The sequence below is a fragment of the Pseudomonas sp. MWU16-30322 genome (assembly GCF_020515535.1).
In the GTDB taxonomy this organism is placed as follows: domain Bacteria; phylum Pseudomonadota; class Gammaproteobacteria; order Pseudomonadales; family Pseudomonadaceae; genus Aquipseudomonas; species Aquipseudomonas fluorescens_H.
This window is the reverse complement of sequence record NZ_JAIWYL010000006.1, coordinates 334,847-351,296: the sequence shown is the minus strand read 5'-3', so window position 1 is coordinate 351,296 and position 16,450 is coordinate 334,847. Positions and strand designations below refer to the sequence as shown.

The 16,450-nt window shown below is 60.3% G+C and carries 22 protein-coding genes; 10 read left to right on the top strand and 12 right to left on the bottom strand.

What is annotated here, in order from left to right; translation table 11 throughout:
* Positions 1-29 precede the first annotated feature (29 nt).
* Positions 30-356, bottom strand: coding sequence for a DUF3565 domain-containing protein (locus LCH64_RS14990; protein WP_080593221.1), 327 nt, complete (start codon positions 354-356; stop codon positions 30-32).
* On the opposite strand from LCH64_RS14990, the gene LCH64_RS14985 reads away from it, so the two are divergent.
* The 3 genes from LCH64_RS14985 (at position 325) to LCH64_RS14975 (ending at position 2,662) form a co-directional block, all read left to right on the top strand.
* Complete coding sequence (locus LCH64_RS14985; protein WP_003221719.1) at positions 325-810, top strand: peptidylprolyl isomerase; 486 nt, start codon at positions 325-327, stop codon at positions 808-810. The two genes, LCH64_RS14990 and LCH64_RS14985, sit on opposite strands and share 32 nt — an antisense overlap.
* A 124-nt stretch (positions 811-934) precedes the next feature.
* Positions 935-1,417 (top strand): glutathione peroxidase, encoded by a 483-nt coding sequence (locus LCH64_RS14980; protein ID WP_103486179.1) that lies wholly within the window; start codon positions 935-937, stop codon positions 1,415-1,417.
* A gap of 141 nt (positions 1,418-1,558) precedes the next feature.
* Positions 1,559-2,662, top strand: a complete 1,104-nt coding sequence (locus LCH64_RS14975) for an NADH:flavin oxidoreductase (RefSeq protein ID WP_226500632.1) — start codon at positions 1,559-1,561, stop codon at positions 2,660-2,662.
* A 326-nt stretch (positions 2,663-2,988) separates the two neighbouring features.
* On the opposite strand, the gene LCH64_RS14970 is transcribed toward LCH64_RS14975, so the two are convergent.
* Both LCH64_RS14970 and cysZ read right to left on the bottom strand, forming a co-directional pair.
* The gene (locus LCH64_RS14970; protein ID WP_226500631.1) at positions 2,989-4,188 is read right to left on the bottom strand and encodes a glycosyltransferase family 1 protein; all 1,200 of its coding nucleotides are present in this window, start codon (positions 4,186-4,188) and stop codon (positions 2,989-2,991) included.
* A gap of 54 nt (positions 4,189-4,242) precedes the next feature.
* Positions 4,243-4,995, bottom strand: coding sequence for a sulfate transporter CysZ (gene cysZ, locus LCH64_RS14965; protein WP_007968036.1), 753 nt, complete (start codon positions 4,993-4,995; stop codon positions 4,243-4,245).
* A 311-nt stretch (positions 4,996-5,306) separates the two neighbouring features.
* Here cysZ and trxB point away from each other — a divergent pair, with 311 nt between their 5' ends.
* Positions 5,307-6,269: a thioredoxin-disulfide reductase gene (gene trxB / locus LCH64_RS14960; RefSeq protein ID WP_003221727.1), complete on the top strand. Its 963-nt coding sequence runs from the start codon at positions 5,307-5,309 to the stop codon at positions 6,267-6,269.
* 183 nt (positions 6,270-6,452) lie between these two features.
* Here trxB and LCH64_RS14955 read toward each other — a convergent pair whose 3' ends face one another.
* The 6 genes from LCH64_RS14955 to LCH64_RS14930 all read right to left on the bottom strand — a co-directional run bounded on the left by LCH64_RS14955 (position 6,453) and on the right by LCH64_RS14930 (position 9,562).
* On the bottom strand, positions 6,453-6,791 hold the full coding sequence (locus tag LCH64_RS14955; RefSeq protein ID WP_003221728.1) for a HopJ type III effector protein: 339 nt from the start codon (positions 6,789-6,791) through the stop codon (positions 6,453-6,455).
* Positions 6,784-7,080 carry a DUF1244 domain-containing protein gene (locus tag LCH64_RS14950; RefSeq protein WP_226500630.1) on the bottom strand — a complete coding sequence of 99 codons (297 nt, stop codon included), beginning with the start codon at positions 7,078-7,080 and terminating at the stop codon, positions 6,784-6,786. Before LCH64_RS14950 ends, LCH64_RS14955 begins: the two co-directional genes overlap by 8 nt.
* A 68-nt stretch (positions 7,081-7,148) precedes the next feature.
* On the bottom strand, positions 7,149-7,520 hold the full coding sequence (gene folX / locus LCH64_RS14945; RefSeq protein ID WP_003221732.1) for a dihydroneopterin triphosphate 2'-epimerase: 372 nt from the start codon (positions 7,518-7,520) through the stop codon (positions 7,149-7,151).
* Entirely contained in the window at positions 7,521-8,081 is a 561-nt protein-coding gene (gene folE, locus LCH64_RS14940) for a GTP cyclohydrolase I FolE (RefSeq protein ID WP_003221735.1), read from the bottom strand.
* 21 nt (positions 8,082-8,102) lie between these two features.
* Positions 8,103-8,813, bottom strand: coding sequence for a dihydromonapterin reductase (folM, locus tag LCH64_RS14935; RefSeq protein ID WP_226500629.1), 711 nt, complete (start codon positions 8,811-8,813; stop codon positions 8,103-8,105).
* Between the two features lie 179 nt (positions 8,814-8,992).
* Positions 8,993-9,562 (bottom strand): antibiotic biosynthesis monooxygenase, encoded by a 570-nt coding sequence (locus LCH64_RS14930; RefSeq protein WP_226500628.1) that lies wholly within the window; start codon positions 9,560-9,562, stop codon positions 8,993-8,995.
* A 209-nt stretch (positions 9,563-9,771) separates the two neighbouring features.
* On the opposite strand from LCH64_RS14930, the gene LCH64_RS14925 reads away from it, so the two are divergent.
* A complete protein-coding gene (locus tag LCH64_RS14925) occupies positions 9,772-10,731 on the top strand; it encodes a MerR family transcriptional regulator (RefSeq protein ID WP_226500627.1) in 960 nt (319 codons plus the stop codon).
* A gap of 3 nt (positions 10,732-10,734) precedes the next feature.
* On the opposite strand, the gene LCH64_RS14920 is transcribed toward LCH64_RS14925, so the two are convergent.
* Both LCH64_RS14920 and LCH64_RS14915 read right to left on the bottom strand, forming a co-directional pair.
* Positions 10,735-11,340 carry a hypothetical protein gene (locus LCH64_RS14920; protein WP_003221742.1) on the bottom strand — a complete coding sequence of 202 codons (606 nt, stop codon included), beginning with the start codon at positions 11,338-11,340 and terminating at the stop codon, positions 10,735-10,737.
* A 55-nt stretch (positions 11,341-11,395) separates the two neighbouring features.
* Complete coding sequence (locus tag LCH64_RS14915) at positions 11,396-11,872, bottom strand: PAS domain-containing protein (protein WP_201135781.1); 477 nt, start codon at positions 11,870-11,872, stop codon at positions 11,396-11,398.
* A 153-nt stretch (positions 11,873-12,025) separates the two neighbouring features.
* Between LCH64_RS14915 and LCH64_RS14910 the strand changes: the two genes are divergently transcribed.
* Positions 12,026-12,481, top strand: coding sequence for a flavodoxin (locus tag LCH64_RS14910; protein WP_103521859.1), 456 nt, complete (start codon positions 12,026-12,028; stop codon positions 12,479-12,481).
* Here LCH64_RS14910 and LCH64_RS14905 read toward each other — a convergent pair.
* The gene (locus tag LCH64_RS14905; protein WP_226500626.1) at positions 12,471-13,358 is read right to left on the bottom strand and encodes a LysR family transcriptional regulator; all 888 of its coding nucleotides are present in this window, start codon (positions 13,356-13,358) and stop codon (positions 12,471-12,473) included. The genes LCH64_RS14910 and LCH64_RS14905 overlap by 11 nt on opposite strands.
* 94 nt (positions 13,359-13,452) lie before the next feature.
* Here LCH64_RS14905 and LCH64_RS14900 point away from each other — a divergent pair, with 94 nt between their 5' ends.
* The 4 genes from LCH64_RS14900 (at position 13,453) to LCH64_RS14885 (ending at position 16,330) form a co-directional block, all read left to right on the top strand.
* The gene (locus LCH64_RS14900) at positions 13,453-13,839 is read left to right on the top strand and encodes a CidA/LrgA family protein (RefSeq protein WP_226500625.1); all 387 of its coding nucleotides are present in this window, start codon (positions 13,453-13,455) and stop codon (positions 13,837-13,839) included.
* Complete coding sequence (locus LCH64_RS14895; protein WP_226500624.1) at positions 13,829-14,542, top strand: LrgB family protein; 714 nt, start codon at positions 13,829-13,831, stop codon at positions 14,540-14,542. Before LCH64_RS14900 ends, LCH64_RS14895 begins: the two co-directional genes overlap by 11 nt.
* Positions 14,543-14,645: 103 nt before the next feature.
* Entirely contained in the window at positions 14,646-15,428 is a 783-nt protein-coding gene (locus LCH64_RS14890; RefSeq protein WP_226500623.1) for a class II aldolase/adducin family protein, read from the top strand.
* Positions 15,428-16,330 (top strand): alpha/beta hydrolase, encoded by a 903-nt coding sequence (locus tag LCH64_RS14885; protein WP_103485814.1) that lies wholly within the window; start codon positions 15,428-15,430, stop codon positions 16,328-16,330. Before LCH64_RS14890 ends, LCH64_RS14885 begins: the two co-directional genes overlap by 1 nt.
* Positions 16,331-16,450: the final 120 nt, after the last annotated feature.

The following is a 16,450-nucleotide window of genomic DNA, read 5'->3' as shown; positions in this document are numbered from 1 at the left end:
GCGATCTATACGTGACCGCCTACCGCAATTCAGTCGCCAAGGTTATCGCTAACCGAGCCTTGTGCGCACCAACCGCAGGCAAAGGGTTGGCCTATTTTTTCAATACGTTGCGCCGGATCAAGAACCCAGGCTCGTGATTGCCACGGCGGCTGGTGACGCAGGTGCTGGGTGTGGCCACAGGAAAGCTCGGCCACCCAGTGACCGTCTTCATCCTGATGGAAGCCGGTGATCGTCGAATCCCGTTTGTCCGGGTTGTGTTCGCTTTCGCGCGATTGCTTCGCTAAACTTGGCCTTTCTATATTCTTATGCAAAAGGTCTCGCCCCATGCTGATCGCCGCCAATAAGGCTGTCTCCATCGACTATACCCTGACCAACGACGCTGGTGAGGTCATCGACAGCTCCGCCGGCGGCGCTCCGCTGGTCTACCTGCAAGGCGCAGGCAACATCATCCCGGGCCTGGAAAAAGCTCTGGAAGGCAAAGCTGTCGGTGACGAGCTGGAAGTTTCCGTTGAGCCGGAAGACGCTTACGGCGAATACGCCGCTGAACTGGTCAGCACCCTGAGCCGCAGCATGTTCGAAGGCGTTGACGAGCTGGAAGTCGGCATGCAGTTCCACGCTTCGGCGCCGGACGGCCAGATGCAGATCGTGACCATCCGTGACCTGGACGGCGACGACGTCACCGTCGACGGTAACCACCCACTGGCCGGTCAGCGCCTGAACTTCAAAGTGAAGGTCGTTGCCGTTCGTGATGCCAGCCAGGAAGAAGTCGCTCATGGCCACGTCCATGGCGAAGGTGGCCATCACCACTGATTTTCTGCGCTAAGCTTCGAGTACTGGAGAGGCGCCTGCGGGCGCCTTTTTAGTCCGCGGCTGTCCTTGGTGGCCTCGCCAAGTGGCTGTTTCGAGTAGAACACGGGAATCCCTGGAGTACGTCATGAGTGCTTTTCACGACCTTAAGTTGACAGCCCTGGATGGTCAGGAGCTACCGCTGGCGCCTTTCAAGGGCCGAGTCGTGCTGGTGGTCAACGTCGCCTCCAAATGCGGCTTGACCCCACAGTACGCGGCACTGGAAAACCTCTATCAGCAATTCAAAGACAAAGGCTTCAGTGTGCTGGGCCTGCCGTGCAATCAGTTTGCCGGTCAGGAGCCAGGTACCGAACAGCAAATCCAGGAGTTCTGCAGCCTGAACTATGGTGTGACGTTTCCGTTGTCGAGCAAGCTTGAAGTCAACGGCCATGATCGTCATCAGCTGTACCGCTTGCTGGCGGGCGAGGGCGCGGAGTTTCCGGGGGATATCACCTGGAACTTCGAGAAATTCCTGCTCGGCAAGGATGGCCGGGTATTGGCGCGATTCTCGCCGCGCACGCCGCCGGATGATCCGACCATTGTCCACGCGATTGAAAAAGCGCTGGGCTGAAATACAAAAATCGCGGCCATTGAGCTGCGATTTTTTTTGCCTAACTTTTGACCCTTAATCATTCAGATCAATAGTGCTGTTCAAAGGCATGGACTGTTCATATTATCGCCGTCATAAAGTCATTCCCTGTGGAGCCTTCCAATGCCGGTTCAAGCCCTGTTCAAACCGTTCCACCTCGGTGCCCTCGAACTGCCGACCCGTGTGGTCATGGCGCCGATGACCCGCTCGTTTTCCCCAGGTGGCGTGCCCAACTCCAAAGTGATCGAGTACTACCGTCGCCGCGCTGCGGCCGGTGTTGGTCTGATCATCACCGAAGGCACCACCGTCGGTCATAAGGCTTCCAACGGTTACCCGAACGTGCCGCAGTTCTTCGGCGAAGCGCCACTGGCCGGCTGGAAGAAGGTGGTTGATGCGGTACACGCTGAGGGCGGCAAGATCGTTCCGCAACTGTGGCACGTCGGCAGCGTGCGCCGCATCGGCACCGAGCCGGACGCCAGCGTCCCGGCTTACGGCCCGACGGAAAAACTCAAGGATGGCCAGGTCGTGGTGCACGGTATGACCAAACAGGACATTCAGGAGGTGATCGCCGCGTTCGCCCAAGCGGCGAAGGATGCGCAAAGCATCGGTATGGACGGCGTGGAAATCCACGGCGCCCACGGCTATCTGATCGACCAGTTCTTCTGGGAAGGCAGCAACCAGCGCACCGATGAATACGGCGGCAGCCTGGCCAACCGTTCGCGGTTCGCCATCGATTTGATTCAAGCGGTGCGCGCGGCAGTCGGTGAAGGCTTCCCGATCATCTTCCGTTTTTCGCAGTGGAAGCAGCAGGATTACACCGCGCGTCTGGTGCAGACCCCGGAGGCGCTGGGCGAATTCCTCAAGCCCTTGGCCGACGCCGGGGTGGACATTTTCCACTGCTCGACGCGGCGTTTCTGGGAGCCTGAATTTGATGGTTCCGAGCTGAACCTGGCGGGCTGGACGCGCAAGCTGACCGGCAAACCGACCATCACCGTGGGCAGCGTCGGTCTGGACGGCGAGTTCCTGCAGTTCATGGTCAACACCGATAAAGTCGCGCAACCGGCGAGCCTGGAGAAACTGCTGGAGCGTCTGAACAACGACGAATTCGATCTGGTGGCGGTAGGCCGTGCGCTGCTGGTGGATCCGGACTGGGCGCTGAAAGTCCGTGAAGGGCGTGAGCAGGACATTCTGCCGTTCAGCCGTGAGGCGTTGATGACCCTGGTTTAAGCGTCGCCATTACCAACCCCTTCGCGAGCAAGCCCGCTCCCACATTTTGAAATGCATTCCAAGTGTGGGAGCGGGCTTGCTCGCGAAGAGGGCATCAGAGTCGACGATATCTAAGGCAATGTCTGCGCATTCGGCACCATCTGCTCCCACATTTTGAAATGCGTTCCAAATGTGGGAGCAGGCTTGCTCGCGAAGAGGGCATCAGAGTCGACGATTATCTAAGGTAATGTCTGCGCATTCGGCACCACCTGCTCCCACATTTTGAAATGCATTCCAAATGTGGGAGCGGGCTTGCTCGCGAAGAGGGCATCAGAGTCGACGATTATCTAAGGTAATGTCTGCGCATTCGGCAACACCTGCTCCCGCACACACGCGCCACGCAAATGCTTTTCAAACTGCTCGATGATCGCCGCCCAGCCCTGGCGACTGGCATGCTGCCGCGCATTCAGACGCACACAGCGCAAGCGCTCGTCCTCTTCCAATAACCACGCCGCCGCATCGCAAAACGCTTCCTCATCCCCGGGCATCGCCAGCACGCCGTTGTAGCCGTGACGGATGTGCTGCGCCGCCGCAGCCTGATCGTAAGCGACCACCCCCAGACCGGACGCCAGTGCTTCAAGTACCACGTTGCCGAAGGTTTCGGTCATGCTCGGAAACAGAAAGATATCGCCGGACGCATAGTGCGCCGCCAGCGCTTCGCCGCGTTGTGAGCCACAGAAAATCGCCTGCGGGATTTGCTTTTCCAGCGCCAGACGTTGCGGCCCGTCGCCGACCACGATCAGCTTCAGATTGCGCTGTGGATAAGTGCTGCACAGGGTGTCGAAGCAGCGCTTGAGCAGGCCGAGGTTCTTCTCCGGGGCCAAACGTCCGACGTGAATCACCGCGATGTCCTGCTCGGACAAACCCCATTGTTCACGCAAGCCGTTCAGGCGCTTGGCCGGGTGAAACAACTGGCTGTCTACGCCACGGGACAGCAGGGCGAGGCGATCGAAATGCCGACGCTCCAGTTCCAGGCGCTGACTGACACTGGGCACCAGGGTCATCGCCGAACGGTTGTGAAACCAGCGCAGATAATGCGTGAGCAAGCGCGTCAGCAAACTCAGCCCGTACTGATTGGTGTACTGCTGAAAATTGGTGTGAAAGCCGCTGACCACCGAGATCCCCAATCGCCGCGCCGCGCGCAAGGCCGACAAACCGAGCGGCCCTTCGGTGGCGATGTACAAAACGTCCGGGCGCTGGCGTTTCCAGCGCCGCAGCAGCTTGTGCATCGACGACTGACCCCATTGCAGTCCGGGATAACCCGGCAACGGCCAGCCCCGGCACAACAGCAAGGCATCGTCCTCGACGCGCTGCGGATCGCCCGCCTGACGCGGGCGCACCAGCTCCACCTGATGCCCACGCGCGCGCAAGCCATCGCACAAGCGGCCAAGGGTATTGGCCACTCCGTTGATTTCCGGTGGGAAGGTTTCGCTGATCAGGGTGATATGCAGAGCTGTCGTCATGACCTCAGTGTCGGCTGAGGCCATGTCGTGCCTGTGACGTTCGGATGATGGATTTGTGACTGGCTGTCTGGGAGCGGCCTAGCGCTGCGTGACGAGGTTCTCCGCACCCCGTTCACGCACCCAGAACAACGTCGCCCCGGCCACCGCAGCCGGCATCATCAGAATGTTGACCACCGGAATCAGCAACGCCAGATAGACAATCCCTCCAAAACTCATGCTCTGCCAGCGCTTCTGGCGCAGCCAGGCGAGCATTTCGTTCCAGCCCAGTTTGTGGTTGTCCGCCGGGTAGTCGATGTACTGGATCGCCATCATCCACACGCCGAACAGCAGCCACAGCGGCGCGGCGACGATGTTCACCACCGGGATGAACGAGAGGATGAACAGGCCGATTGCCCGGGGCAGGAAGTAGCCAAGTTTGCGCATTTCCCGGGCGAGGGTACGCGGGATCATCGCGATCAGTTCGCCCCAACTGAAGGCCGGGAAGTCGTCGGTGCCGCGCACCACCACTTCGACTTTTTCCGCGAGGAAACCGTTGAACGGCGCGGCGATCACGTTGGCGAGCATGGTGAAGGTGAAGAACACCATCAACGCCACCAGCACCACGAACAGCGGCCAGAGGATATAGCTGAGGAAACTCAGCCAGTCGGGCAGCGATGGCATCAGGCTGTCGACCCACAGGCTGAACTGATGGCCGGCCAGATAGATCAATCCGACGAACAGCACCAGGTTGATCGCCAGCGGCAGCAACACGAACAGGCGCAGGCCGGGGCTGAGAACCAGTTTGAGGCCTTCGCGCAGGTATTGCGGGCCGGACAGAACAGGTGCGGGCATAAGGTGCTCCGAGCAAGGGAAAACGCGCCGACCTTACCGACTTTGCAACAGGTGCGAAAGCGCGGCAGAGCGATCGACATTCACTGTAACAAAGACGTCGATCTGGTCGGAGTCTGCGCATAGAGACCACCTATGAGCTGGATTGTTAAACCGTATTTCCTTAATCTTGCCCCCCTCGATACGCTGCACCCAACTTTTTACAGGACTGTCGAGCTCATGCCTTCCCCAAGGTTATCCACAGTCCTTTTTTATTCCCGCCGGCAGTCCGGCGTTCCGCGCCAGTCTTTCGGCCCGGTCAACAGGAGCAGGTCATGTCTGAAGTCCGTCATTCGCGAGTGATTATTCTCGGTTCCGGCCCTGCCGGTTACAGCGCCGCGGTCTACGCCGCCCGTGCCAACCTCAAGCCACTGCTGATCACCGGCATGCAGGCTGGCGGTCAATTGACCACCACTACCGAAGTCGACAACTGGCCAGGCGACGTTCACGGCCTGACCGGTCCGGCGCTGATGGAGCGGATGCGCGAGCACGCCGAGCGCTTTGAAACCGAGATCGTTTTCGATCACATCAACGCCGTGGACTTCGCTGCCAAGCCATACACCCTGACCGGCGACAGCGCGACTTACACCTGCGACGCCCTGATCATCGCCACCGGCGCCAGCGCTCGTTACCTGGGCCTGCCGTCGGAAGAAGCGTTCATGGGCAAAGGCGTTTCGGCCTGCGCGACCTGCGACGGTTTCTTCTACCGCAACAAGCCAGTGGCTGTGGTCGGCGGCGGCAACACCGCTGTTGAGGAAGCACTGTACCTGGCCAACATCGCCAGCACCGTGACCCTGATCCACCGTCGCGAAACCTTCCGCGCCGAGAAGATCCTGATCGACAAGCTCAACGCCCGTGTGGCCGAAGGCAAGATCATCCTCAAGTTGAACGCCAACCTCGACGAAGTGCTGGGCGACAACATGGGCGTGACCGGTGCGCGTCTGAAGAACAACGACGGCAGCTTCGACGAAATCAAGGTCGACGGCGTATTCATCGCGATCGGCCACACTCCGAACACTTCGCTGTTCGAAGGCCAGTTGACCCTGAAAGACGGTTACCTGGTGGTGCAGGGCGGCCGTGACGGCAACGCGACTGCAACCAGCGTCGAAGGCATCTTCGCTGCCGGTGACGTGGCCGACCACGTTTACCGTCAGGCCATCACCTCGGCCGGCGCCGGTTGCATGGCGGCACTGGACACCGAGCGTTACCTGGACGGTCTGCAGAACGCTTCGTTCTAAATCGCAGACACAAAAAAACCGGCTTCGGCCGGTTTTTTTTGTGCCCGTATTTCCGCTACATCGCATAACCCTGTGGGAGCAGGCTTGCTCGCGAAAGCGGTGTGCCAGACAAAGAAAAGTCGCTTGGCACGGCGCCTTCGCGAGCAAGCCCGCTCCCACAGGGGATGGCGTTGTCTATGGGAATCAGCGGCGGGTCAGGGGCTGCGTTTCGAACTTCACACCCGCCAGACCGTGCTTGATCAGCGCACGGATATTACCGTGGTCGCTGCCCTCAGGCGTCGCCACCACCGAACGGTAATGTTCACCGAACGCCAGCAGCGCTTCTTCATCGCTCAAGCCTTCCAGCAGTGCCAGGCCCAGGGTCTTGCACGAGCCTTCGTTCTGCCCGGCGGCGTTTTCCACGCCACCGTTGTTGAACGCTTGAGGCTGATAGTCGTAACCAGCGGCGATGAAAGCCAGGGTGTCGGCGAAAGCGTGTTCGCCGCTTTTGAGGCTGGCGCGCAGGGTGTTCAGATCACTCATTGAGTTTTCCTTTGGCGAACGCCGCTTGTTGCTCGGCGCTGGCTTCTTGCTGATATTGGGCTTTCCACTCGGCGTAAGGCATGCCGTAAACCACTTCGCGGGCGTCATCGAGGCTGACCTCGATCTGCTGCTCATCGGCGGCAGCCTTGTACCACTTGGACAGGCAGTTGCGGCAGAACCCGGCGAGGTTCATCAGGTCGATGTTCTGCACGTCCTTGCGGCTGTCCAGGTGGGCGACCAGCCGGCGGAAGGCGGCGGCTTCGAGTTCGAGGCGTTGTTGCTCGGTCATGATGGGCTCTGTGCAGTCTATTCGTGGCGCGGATGATAAAAGTCTGGCACGCGATGCGCCAGACATGCTCAGCGGCTGGCGGCGAGGGTGATCGACACCGACTCGGCAAACCGCAGCGCATGCGGCTTGTCGACTTCGACTTCGGCGTACAGGACCGCGGTATTGGTCATCACCAGGTCCAGCAATTCCTGGGTCAGGCGTTCGAGCAGCGCAAAGCGATTGCCCTCGACGTGGGCGATGATCGCCTTGGTGATGGTGCGATAGTTCAGCGCGTGGTCGATGTCGTTGTCGCGCACCGCTTCCTGCGCGGCGTACTGGATGGTGAGGTTGATCAGCACATCCTGCTTGTTGAGGATCTCGTCCTCGTTGATCCCGATAAAGGTGCGCAAGCGCAGATCCTTGACCCGGATGCGCGCCATTCCCGGTTGAAGTTGTGACATTTACTTGCTCCGTCCAATCAATTGCAGGAACTCCTGGCGGGTGTTGCTCGACTCGCGAAAGGCGCCGAGCATGACCGAGGTGTTCATGGTCGAATTCTGTTTCTCGACACCGCGCATCATCATGCACATGTGCCGGGCCTCGATGACCACCGCGACGCCGGCGGCATCGGTGACCTGTTGCACCGCATCGGCAATCTGCCGGGTGAGGTTTTCCTGAATCTGCAGGCGCCGGGCGAACATGTCCACCAGCCGCGCGATCTTCGACAGCCCCAGCACCTTGCCTGTCGGAATATAAGCCACATGGGCCTTGCCGATGAAGGGCAGCAGGTGATGTTCGCACAACGAGTAGAGCTCGATGTCGGCGACGATGATCATCTCGTCGCTGTCGGAAGCGAACAGCGCGCCATTGACGATCTCATCCACACTCTGTTCGTAGCCGTGACACAGATACTGCATGGCTTTCGCCGCGCGCAGCGGCGTGTCGAGCAAGCCTTCGCGGTCGGGATCTTCGCCGAGGCCGATGAGGATCTCGCGGTAATTCTCGGGCAGGGAACGGGTCATGGCAGATCCTCGCGCAGCAACTTATTTGACGTGACGTCCGCCGTTGACGGTCAGGGTCGTGCCGGTGACATAGGGGTTGTCGAGCAGATAGCGCAGGCTCTGGTAGATCACTTCGCTGCCGGGCTCGATGCCCAGCGCGGATTTGGCCAGCGCCTTGGCGCGGTACGCCGCGTCGTCGTCGGGATTGAACAATAGCAGGGCCGGTGCAATGCCGTTGACCTTGATTGCCGGCGCATAGCGCGCGGCGAAGGACAGGGTCAGGCTGTCGAGTCCGGCCTTGCTGGCACAATAACCGATGTGTTTGCTGCTGCCCTTGCGCGTGACATCGTCGCTGATGTGGATGATGTCGGCCGGGGTCGAGCGCTTGAGCAGGTCGGCGCAGTGCAGGTTGATCAGGTACGGCGCGAGCATGTGCACATTGAGCATGCGTGTGAAGGCGTCGGCTTCACTGCCCGGGGTTTCCGCCAGCCATTCGGAGGCGTTGTGCACGATGGCGCGCAGGCTATCGGTGCGGGTCTTCAGTTCATCGATGAAGGCAAGGATGGCAGCTTCGCTGGAAAAGTCCGCGAACACGCCGATAGCGCCCAGATCCTGCAGGGTTTGCACGCCGGGACGTTCGCTGCGGTAGGTAAAGATGACCCGATGGCCGTCCTCAAGCAAACGCTGCGCGCAGTGCAGACCGACACGCTGGCCGGCACCGGTAATGAGGATCGGGGCGGAAGAAGTGGTCATGAACGGCTCGCGTCGCGGTGGGAGTAAAAACTATAACAGCGACGCGGGGTGCCCACCTATCGCAAGACGGGTGCTGTGCTTTTGTGGGAGCCGGGCTTGCTCGCGAAGGCGGTGTGCCAGGCACGGATGCATCAACTGGCACGACGCTTTCGCGAGCAAGCCCGCTCCCACATGGGCTCTCAGCGGTTTTGAGACATTGGTTCAACAGGCAGTCGAGGTGCTGGAACACTGCTCAACCAGTTGGCCAGCAACCGCGTTGACAACGGAATAAAGAAATACACCATCAACGGCGTCAGGCACGCCGTGCTGATCAACACCCGCGGCAGCAGGCTCATCTCGCCCAGCAGCGGCCCGAGGACAAAGTTGAACAGCAGCGACACCGGGAAGAACGCCAGCCAGATCGCCACGGCCTGTTTCCAGCGCGGTGGCCGTTGACCGGCCGCGCCGAACCAGCCTTCAATGCCGCTGACGCGGTGCTCTTTGGGGTGTGCAAACAGATCGCTGCCACGGGCCAGCCACGCGGTACGCGAGGCCGAGTGCTCCCAGGCGTGCAGGGTCTGCTCGTCGACGAAGCGGAAAATGATCTGGAATTCGTTGTCACCGGGTGGCGGAGCGAGCACGCCGGAACCCAGGTAACCGGGAAAGTCTGTGGCCAGTTGTTCGCCTTCGCGCAGCCAGGCCATCAGGTCCTGATAGCGGCCGTCGGCGACGCGACGCGCAACCATCAGCGTGACGGGGGAAGTAGACATTATGTATCTCCGTATTCCGAGTGCGTCGCTCCGGGTAGGAACTTCGCAATACGCAGGCGGGGTAGGAGCCTGCGCTTTTCAACAAGCAAGGATTATTCCTGATTTTCGTGATTAAACCAGAGACGTTCGTCGCAGATCATTGCTTGAACGCTGATGGGGCATCGGATGTAGAATGGGATCCAAGAACCATCAAGGACATTGATCGGACAATGCCTGTCAAAACGGACATTCACCCTGCCTCGCAGGACTCTGTCGCGCTCGAGCGTGAAGAGCTGTTTCCCATTCGTGAGGTTTCGCGGCTGACGGGCGTGAATCCAGTCACGCTACGTGCATGGGAGCGCCGCTACGGGTTGATTCAACCAACGCGCACCGAAAGCGGGCATCGTCTGTATTCGATGACCGAAATCGAGCGTGTGCGCAGCATTGTCGACTGGATTGATCGCGGCGTGGCCGTGAGCAAGGTCGGCAAGATCCTCGCCAGGACCGAGCCGTTGAAAGCCTTGGCCCATATCATTTCCGATGATCTGGTACAGGCTGATTACGCGCAGTGGCAGCAGCAGGTGCAACTCGCCGTCAGTTCATTTGACGACCGGGCGCTGGATCAGGTCTACAACCAGATCTTCTCGTCCTACGCATTGCCGGTGGTGTTTCAGGACATCCTCATGCCTTTGTGGCTGCAGATGCTGCAGCGCCAGGACGCCTTCGGCCAGACCAGCGAATGGCTGTTTTTCGATGGATTTCTGCGGGCGCGGGTCTTGCAGCGCATCGTCGTGCTGCGCGGCACGCAGCCGCGCAAGGTGGTCGTCAGCGCACTGGCCGGTCAGTGCCGGGAGCTCGAGTTGCTGGTCGCCGCGTTGTTTCTCAGTGGCAATGACGCCGGGGTGCGGGTGCTGACCACCGGTCAGCCATTCGATGAGTTGGCGCTGGTGTGCGAGCGGATCAAGCCGCAGGCGCTGGTGCTGTTTTCCAATCACGCTCCGACAGCCGATTTGCCGCGACGGTTGAACCGTCTGGCCTTGAGCCTCGATTGTCAGGTGATGCTGGCCGGTGATACCGCGGATCTGGCGCAGGACAGCCTGGCGGGTTCTTCGATTGGTTGTCTGGGCAACGAAGGGGCGACGATGCGTCAGCGCATGACGCAGTTTCTCGCGGGCAAGCTGGATACGTGAGTTTCAGGTGTGCAGGGCAGGGTGGGTCAGGCGATGTTGCTGCAGGATGAACTGGCGCAGGCGTTCGGTTTCGTCGGCATCGGTCTGGCTGAGTTCATAGGCAAAGAAACCCTGTTCGGTCTCTCGCTCGAAGTTGCCACGCAGGGAGATCCGCTCATAACCTGACGGGCTGAACCACAGGGCGAAATGCCTCGGCGGTTTGGTTTTGTTGCGCATCTCCAGCAGCAGGCCTTTGTGCGATACCTCGTGAACCCACATCGCCCCCGGCTGGCCCTTGGCGTTTTCCAGTGCCACCGGTTCTTCAAGCGTCAGACGCCATGGCCGGATCATCGGGCCGTCTTCGTAAATGCTGGGTACACCGAGACGCAGATGCAGCGCGTGGAATTCGTCCTCCACCAGATGCAGCGGGAAGGTCATTTGCTGGTTTTCGAAGTTGGCCTGGATGGTCACTTGTTCGTGAGCAGCGAGGCGCGTGAGCAGATCGCGGATTTGCGAACCACCGTTGACCAACAGGCTCGACGTCGCATCCCGCACATTAAGCTGCGGGTTATGCTGCATGGTCTGGATGAAATCCAGCTCGTCCTGGGTCAGGAGTGCGTCGCGTTGCATGGCCTGGCTCGAAAGAAATAGTTACAAAGTCATTGGTGATTGTAGTTAATGACACTTAGTTCGCAGTTTTGTTTGCGCCGTTCGTCGCTTTCAACGCTGCCAGCTCCGCCTGCAGTGCGGCGACCTCGGCTTCCAGCTGTGTCACACGTTGCTGGGCCTTGACCTGAACGGTCACATCCTTCTGTACGCCGACGAAGTAAGTCATCCCGTCATCCGCGTTTTTCACCGTCGACAGTGACAGTTCATTCCAGAACGGCGTGCCGTCCTTGCGGTAGTTGCGCAGTGTTTCCCGACACGATCCACCGTTGCGCAGCACCTCGCGAATCCGCGCCAGGCTCGCCTGATCGCGGTCTCCGGCCTGCAGAAAACGGCAGTCCTGATAGAGGATTTCTTCGCTGGTGTAGCCGCTCAGGCGTTCGAAGGCCGGGTTTACATAGATCAGGATGTTGTCCTGCTCGCCTTCTTTCTCTGCCACCACAATTCCATCGTTCGACGCGTTGATCACCATTTGCAGCAGACTGGCATTGATCATCTGTGAATCCTTTCAGCATTGTCGATGGCTCGCATTCTAGAAGATCAACCGGCGCTGTCTATAGGCCATCAGTATCCGTTGAGAGCCAATCGCAACTTCATCCTTCGGGCTGGTACTATCGCGGCTCTTTTTTTTCGTTTCAGGATCCGTTTGATGAAAGTCGCCATTCTCTCCGGTTCGGTCTACGGCACTGCCGAAGAAGTCGCTCGCCATGCCCAGAACCTGTTGAAAGCCGCCGGTTTTGAAACCTTCTATAACCCACGTGCCAGCCTGGCGGATCTGCTGTCTTTCGGCCCTGAAGCGCTGCTTGCCGTGACCTCGACTACCGGCATGGGCGAGTTGCCGGATAACCTTCAGCCGTTGTATTCGAGCATTCGCGATCAGTTGCCGATGGCCTGGCGAGGTTTGCCCGGCGCGGTGATCGGTTTGGGCGATGCCAGTTACGGCGATACGTTCTGCGGCGGCGGCGAACTGATGCGCGAGTTGTTCGCCGAGCTGGGCGTGCGCGAAGTGCAGGACATGCTGCGTCTGGACGCCAGCGAAAGCGTGACCCCGGAAGCCGATGCCGAACCATGGCTGGCGCAACTGATCGCCACGCTCAAGGGCTGATCGCGCGCTCGCGCAGCAAGGCCAGCCAGGCCTGCGCGGCTTTCGACAGGTAGGCGCCCTGACGCCAGATGAACGCGATGTCCCAGCGCAGATAATCCGGTGCGCGCAACGTCAGGCGCACCACGCCCGGACGCTCCAGTGCCCGGGCGACCACGCTGGGCAGCAGCACCACGCCTTGCCCGGCGGCGACCAGTGCCACGAGAAAGTCCGCCTGGCCGCTGCGCCCACCTTCTTTAGGGGTGAAACCCATCTGCTGGCAGGCCTGCAATAAGCGGTCATTGAGCACGAAACTGCGCTGGTACAGCAGGAACGGCGTGTCGGCCAACTCCTCAAGAGCTATCTCGCCGCGTGCCGCCAACGGATGATCCACCGGCAGCAACGCATCGAGTTTCTCGTCGCAGAACGGCTGAAAGTCGAACTGCGGATCTTTCGGCAACAGGCTGCCGCCCAACTCCAGTTCGCCGCTGAGTACCGCCTGCTCGATGTTGCGACTGCCGCCTTCAAGCAATTGAATGCTGATGTTCGGATAGCGCCGCCGATACTCGGCGAACAGTCCGGCGAATAACGCATCGCTGCCCAGCAGCGGCAGACCGAGGCGCAATTCGCCGCGCGCCAGTTGGCTCAGATCATCCAGCTCACTCAGCAACTCATTGCGCAAACGCAACATGCCTTCGGCCCGCTGCAGCACCACGCTGCCCGCGGCGGTCAGGCGCAGTTGCGAGCCGAGCCGTTCGAGCAACGGCGTGCCGAGGCTCTGCTCCAGTTGCGCGACTTGCTTGCTCACCGCCGACTGGCTGATGTGCAGGGTTTTCGCCGCCTGGGTGAAGCCGCCCTGATGCATGACTTCGACAAAACTGCGCAGCTGTTTGAATTCCATCATCCGATTCCGTTTTGGAATAGTGCTGAGTCTAACAATTCGCTTCTGGGATGACAGGCCGCTTCGTAAAATAAGCCCCTGTCAGGAGCCCATCATGAACGCCGCATCCCTCAAGTATCTTTCCCGTCTATTCGCCGAGCTGACCGTGTTGCTCGGTCTCTACCTGCTCGGCTGCCAGATCGCCGCGTGGCTGGCGTGGCCGATTCCCGGCGGAGTCATCGGCATGGCCTTGTTGCTGCTGGCGTTCGCATTCGGCTGGGTCAAACCGGCGGCGCTGCAACTGGGGGCCGGATTGCTGATGGCCGAGATGCTGCTGTTCTTTATTCCGGCGCTGATGAGCCTGCTCGACTACGGCGCGCTGTTACGCAACGACGGCTGGCGGATTCTGCTGGTGATCGGCGCCAGTACCCTGATGGTGATGCTGGTGACCGCGTTCACCGTAGAGCTGGCCGTGCGTCTGAGGCGGTCCCATGAAGCTTGAATGGATGCCGATGTTCTGGCTCGCCTTCACTCTGCTGGCGTACCTGTTCAGTCGCTGGATTTATCGGCGCACCGGGCGCTATCTGCTGTCGCCACTGATTCTGGTGCCGGCACTGCTGCTGGCGCTCGCCGTGCCGCTGCACACCGCGTATGCCGAATATTCGAGCAACACTCATTGGTTGATGCTGGTGCTCGGGCCGGTGACGGTCGCCTTCGCCGTGCCGATCTGGCAACAGCGGCGCTTGTTGGTACGGCACTGGTCAGCGCTGTTGCTGGGTATGCTCGCCGGCAGCGCGGCGTCGATCGCCACCTCGTTCGGACTGGCCAGGGCGCTGGCGCTGGACACCTCAGTCACGATGTCGCTGGTGCCGCGCTCGATCACCACGCCATTCGCCATGCCGCTGGCGCAGGATCTGGGCGGTGTGCCCGAGCTCACCGCGGTGTTCGTGATGTTCACTGGCGTGTTCGGCGCGATGCTCGGCGGTGTATTGCTGAAGTGGCTGCCGCTACGCAGTGCCTTGGCGCGTGGTGCGTTGTTTGGGGTTGGCGCGCATGGCGCCGGGGTCAGTCGGGCGCATGAAGTGGGCGGTGAGGAAGGCTCGGTGGCGGGGCTGGTGATGGTGCTGACCGGGCTGCTCAATCTGTTCGCCGCGCCTTTGTTGGCGTCGTTGCTTGACATGGATCCAAGCTGTTTGCATTGCTGACCCGCTCAGTCATCAAGCTGGCTGGCAATGCAACTACGTGAATTGTGGGAGCTGACTAGACTGCTGACACGTGCAAAACAATAAGAACGCAGAGGTGCATACAGTGAGCGTAGCCCCCGTCCAATCGTCCCTTGATGTCAAAGATCAGGTCAGTGCCGCGGAATGGCAGACCCGGGTCGATCTGGCCGCCTGCTATCGACTGGTGGCGCTGCATGGCTGGGATGACCTGATCTTCACCCACATTTCCGCCAAGGTTCCGGGCACCGAAGACTTCCTGATCAACCCGTTCGGGTTGATGTTCCATGAGATCACCGCCTCGAGCCTGGTCAAAGTCGATCAGGCCGGCCACAAGCTCATGGACAGTCCCTACGAAATCAATCCCGCCGGTTACACCATCCACAGCGCCGTGCACGAGGTACGGCACGATGTGGTTTGTGTGCTGCATACCCACACCGCGTCCGGTGTAGCCGTTTCCGCGCAAAAACAGGGTGTGTTGCCGATCAGCCAGCAGTCGCTGTTCGTGCTGTCGAGCCTGGCCTACCACGCCTACGAAGGCGTGGCGCTGAATCACGAAGAGAAGGCGCGCTTGCAGGCCGACCTGGGCGATAACAATTTCCTGATGCTGCACAACCACGGTCTGTTGACCTGTGGCGGCACCATCGCCGACACCTTTCTGATGATGTTCACCTTCCAGCGCGCCTGCGACATTCAGGTCATGGCGCAAACCGGCGGTGCTGAACTGATCGCCATCGAACCGCAAATCCTCGCGGGCGCCAAGGCGATGATCGCCGGCGTGACCAAAAGTGCTCAAGGCATGGGCGGCGCGCTGGCTTGGCCGGCACTGCTGCGCAAACTCGATAAACAAGACCCCGGATATAAACTCTAATGCCTCTTGCCGAGATTCCTCTGTGTGTCTGGCGCAAACGCAGCCGGACGTTTGTCTTTCGCGGCCAGTCGATCCGTTACTGGACGGCGGGGCAGGGTGAGCCGCTGCTGATGATCCACGGTTTCCCGACGGCCAGTTGGGACTGGCACTACCTGTGGCAGCCGCTGGCCCAGCGTTACCGAGTGATCGCCTGCGACATGCTCGGTTTCGGTGATTCGGCCAAACCGCTGAATCACAGCTACAGCCTGCTGGAACAGGCCGATCTGCAACAGGCGCTGTTGGCGCATCTTCAGGTCGAGCAACCGGTGCACCTGCTGGCCCACGATTATGGCGACAGCGTTGCCCAGGAACTGCTCGCCCGGCATTACGAAAATCGTATCGAGGTCGCCAGTTGTGTCTTTCTCAATGGCGGCCTGTTCCCGGAAACCCATAGACCGGTGTTGATGCAAAAGCTGCTGCTCAGCCCGGTGGGCTGGATGATCGGGCGTGCGTTTACCCGTGATGCATTGGTGAAAAGTTTTCGGCAGATTTTCGGCCCGCAGACCCGGCCCAGCGAAAGCGAACTGGATGATTTCTGGAGTCTAATCGAGACCCATCGCGGCCCGCGCATCCTGCACAAATTGATCGGCTATATCCCGGAGCGTCGGGTGCAACGTGACCGCTGGGTGTCGGCGATGCAACGTGGTGAGGTGCCGTTGCGGGTGATCGATGGCGAAGTCGATCCGATCTCCGGTGCGCACATGGTCGAGCGTTACCGCAAGCTGATTACCGATGCCGACACCGTACTGTTGCCGGGCATCGGCCACTATCCGCAGATCGAAGCGCCGGTGCAGGTGCTCAAGCATTATCTGGCGTTTCGTGAGCGCCTGGAGTTGCCGCCGCGCAAGGTGGCGTGTTCCTGAAAGATCAAGAGATCGCAGCCTGCGCCAGCTCCTGCACCGATCTTCTGTAGGAGCTGCCGCAGGCTGCGATCTTTGGATTTTGCTGTTCATCATCCCCCTGCCTTATCGCCCACCATTCAG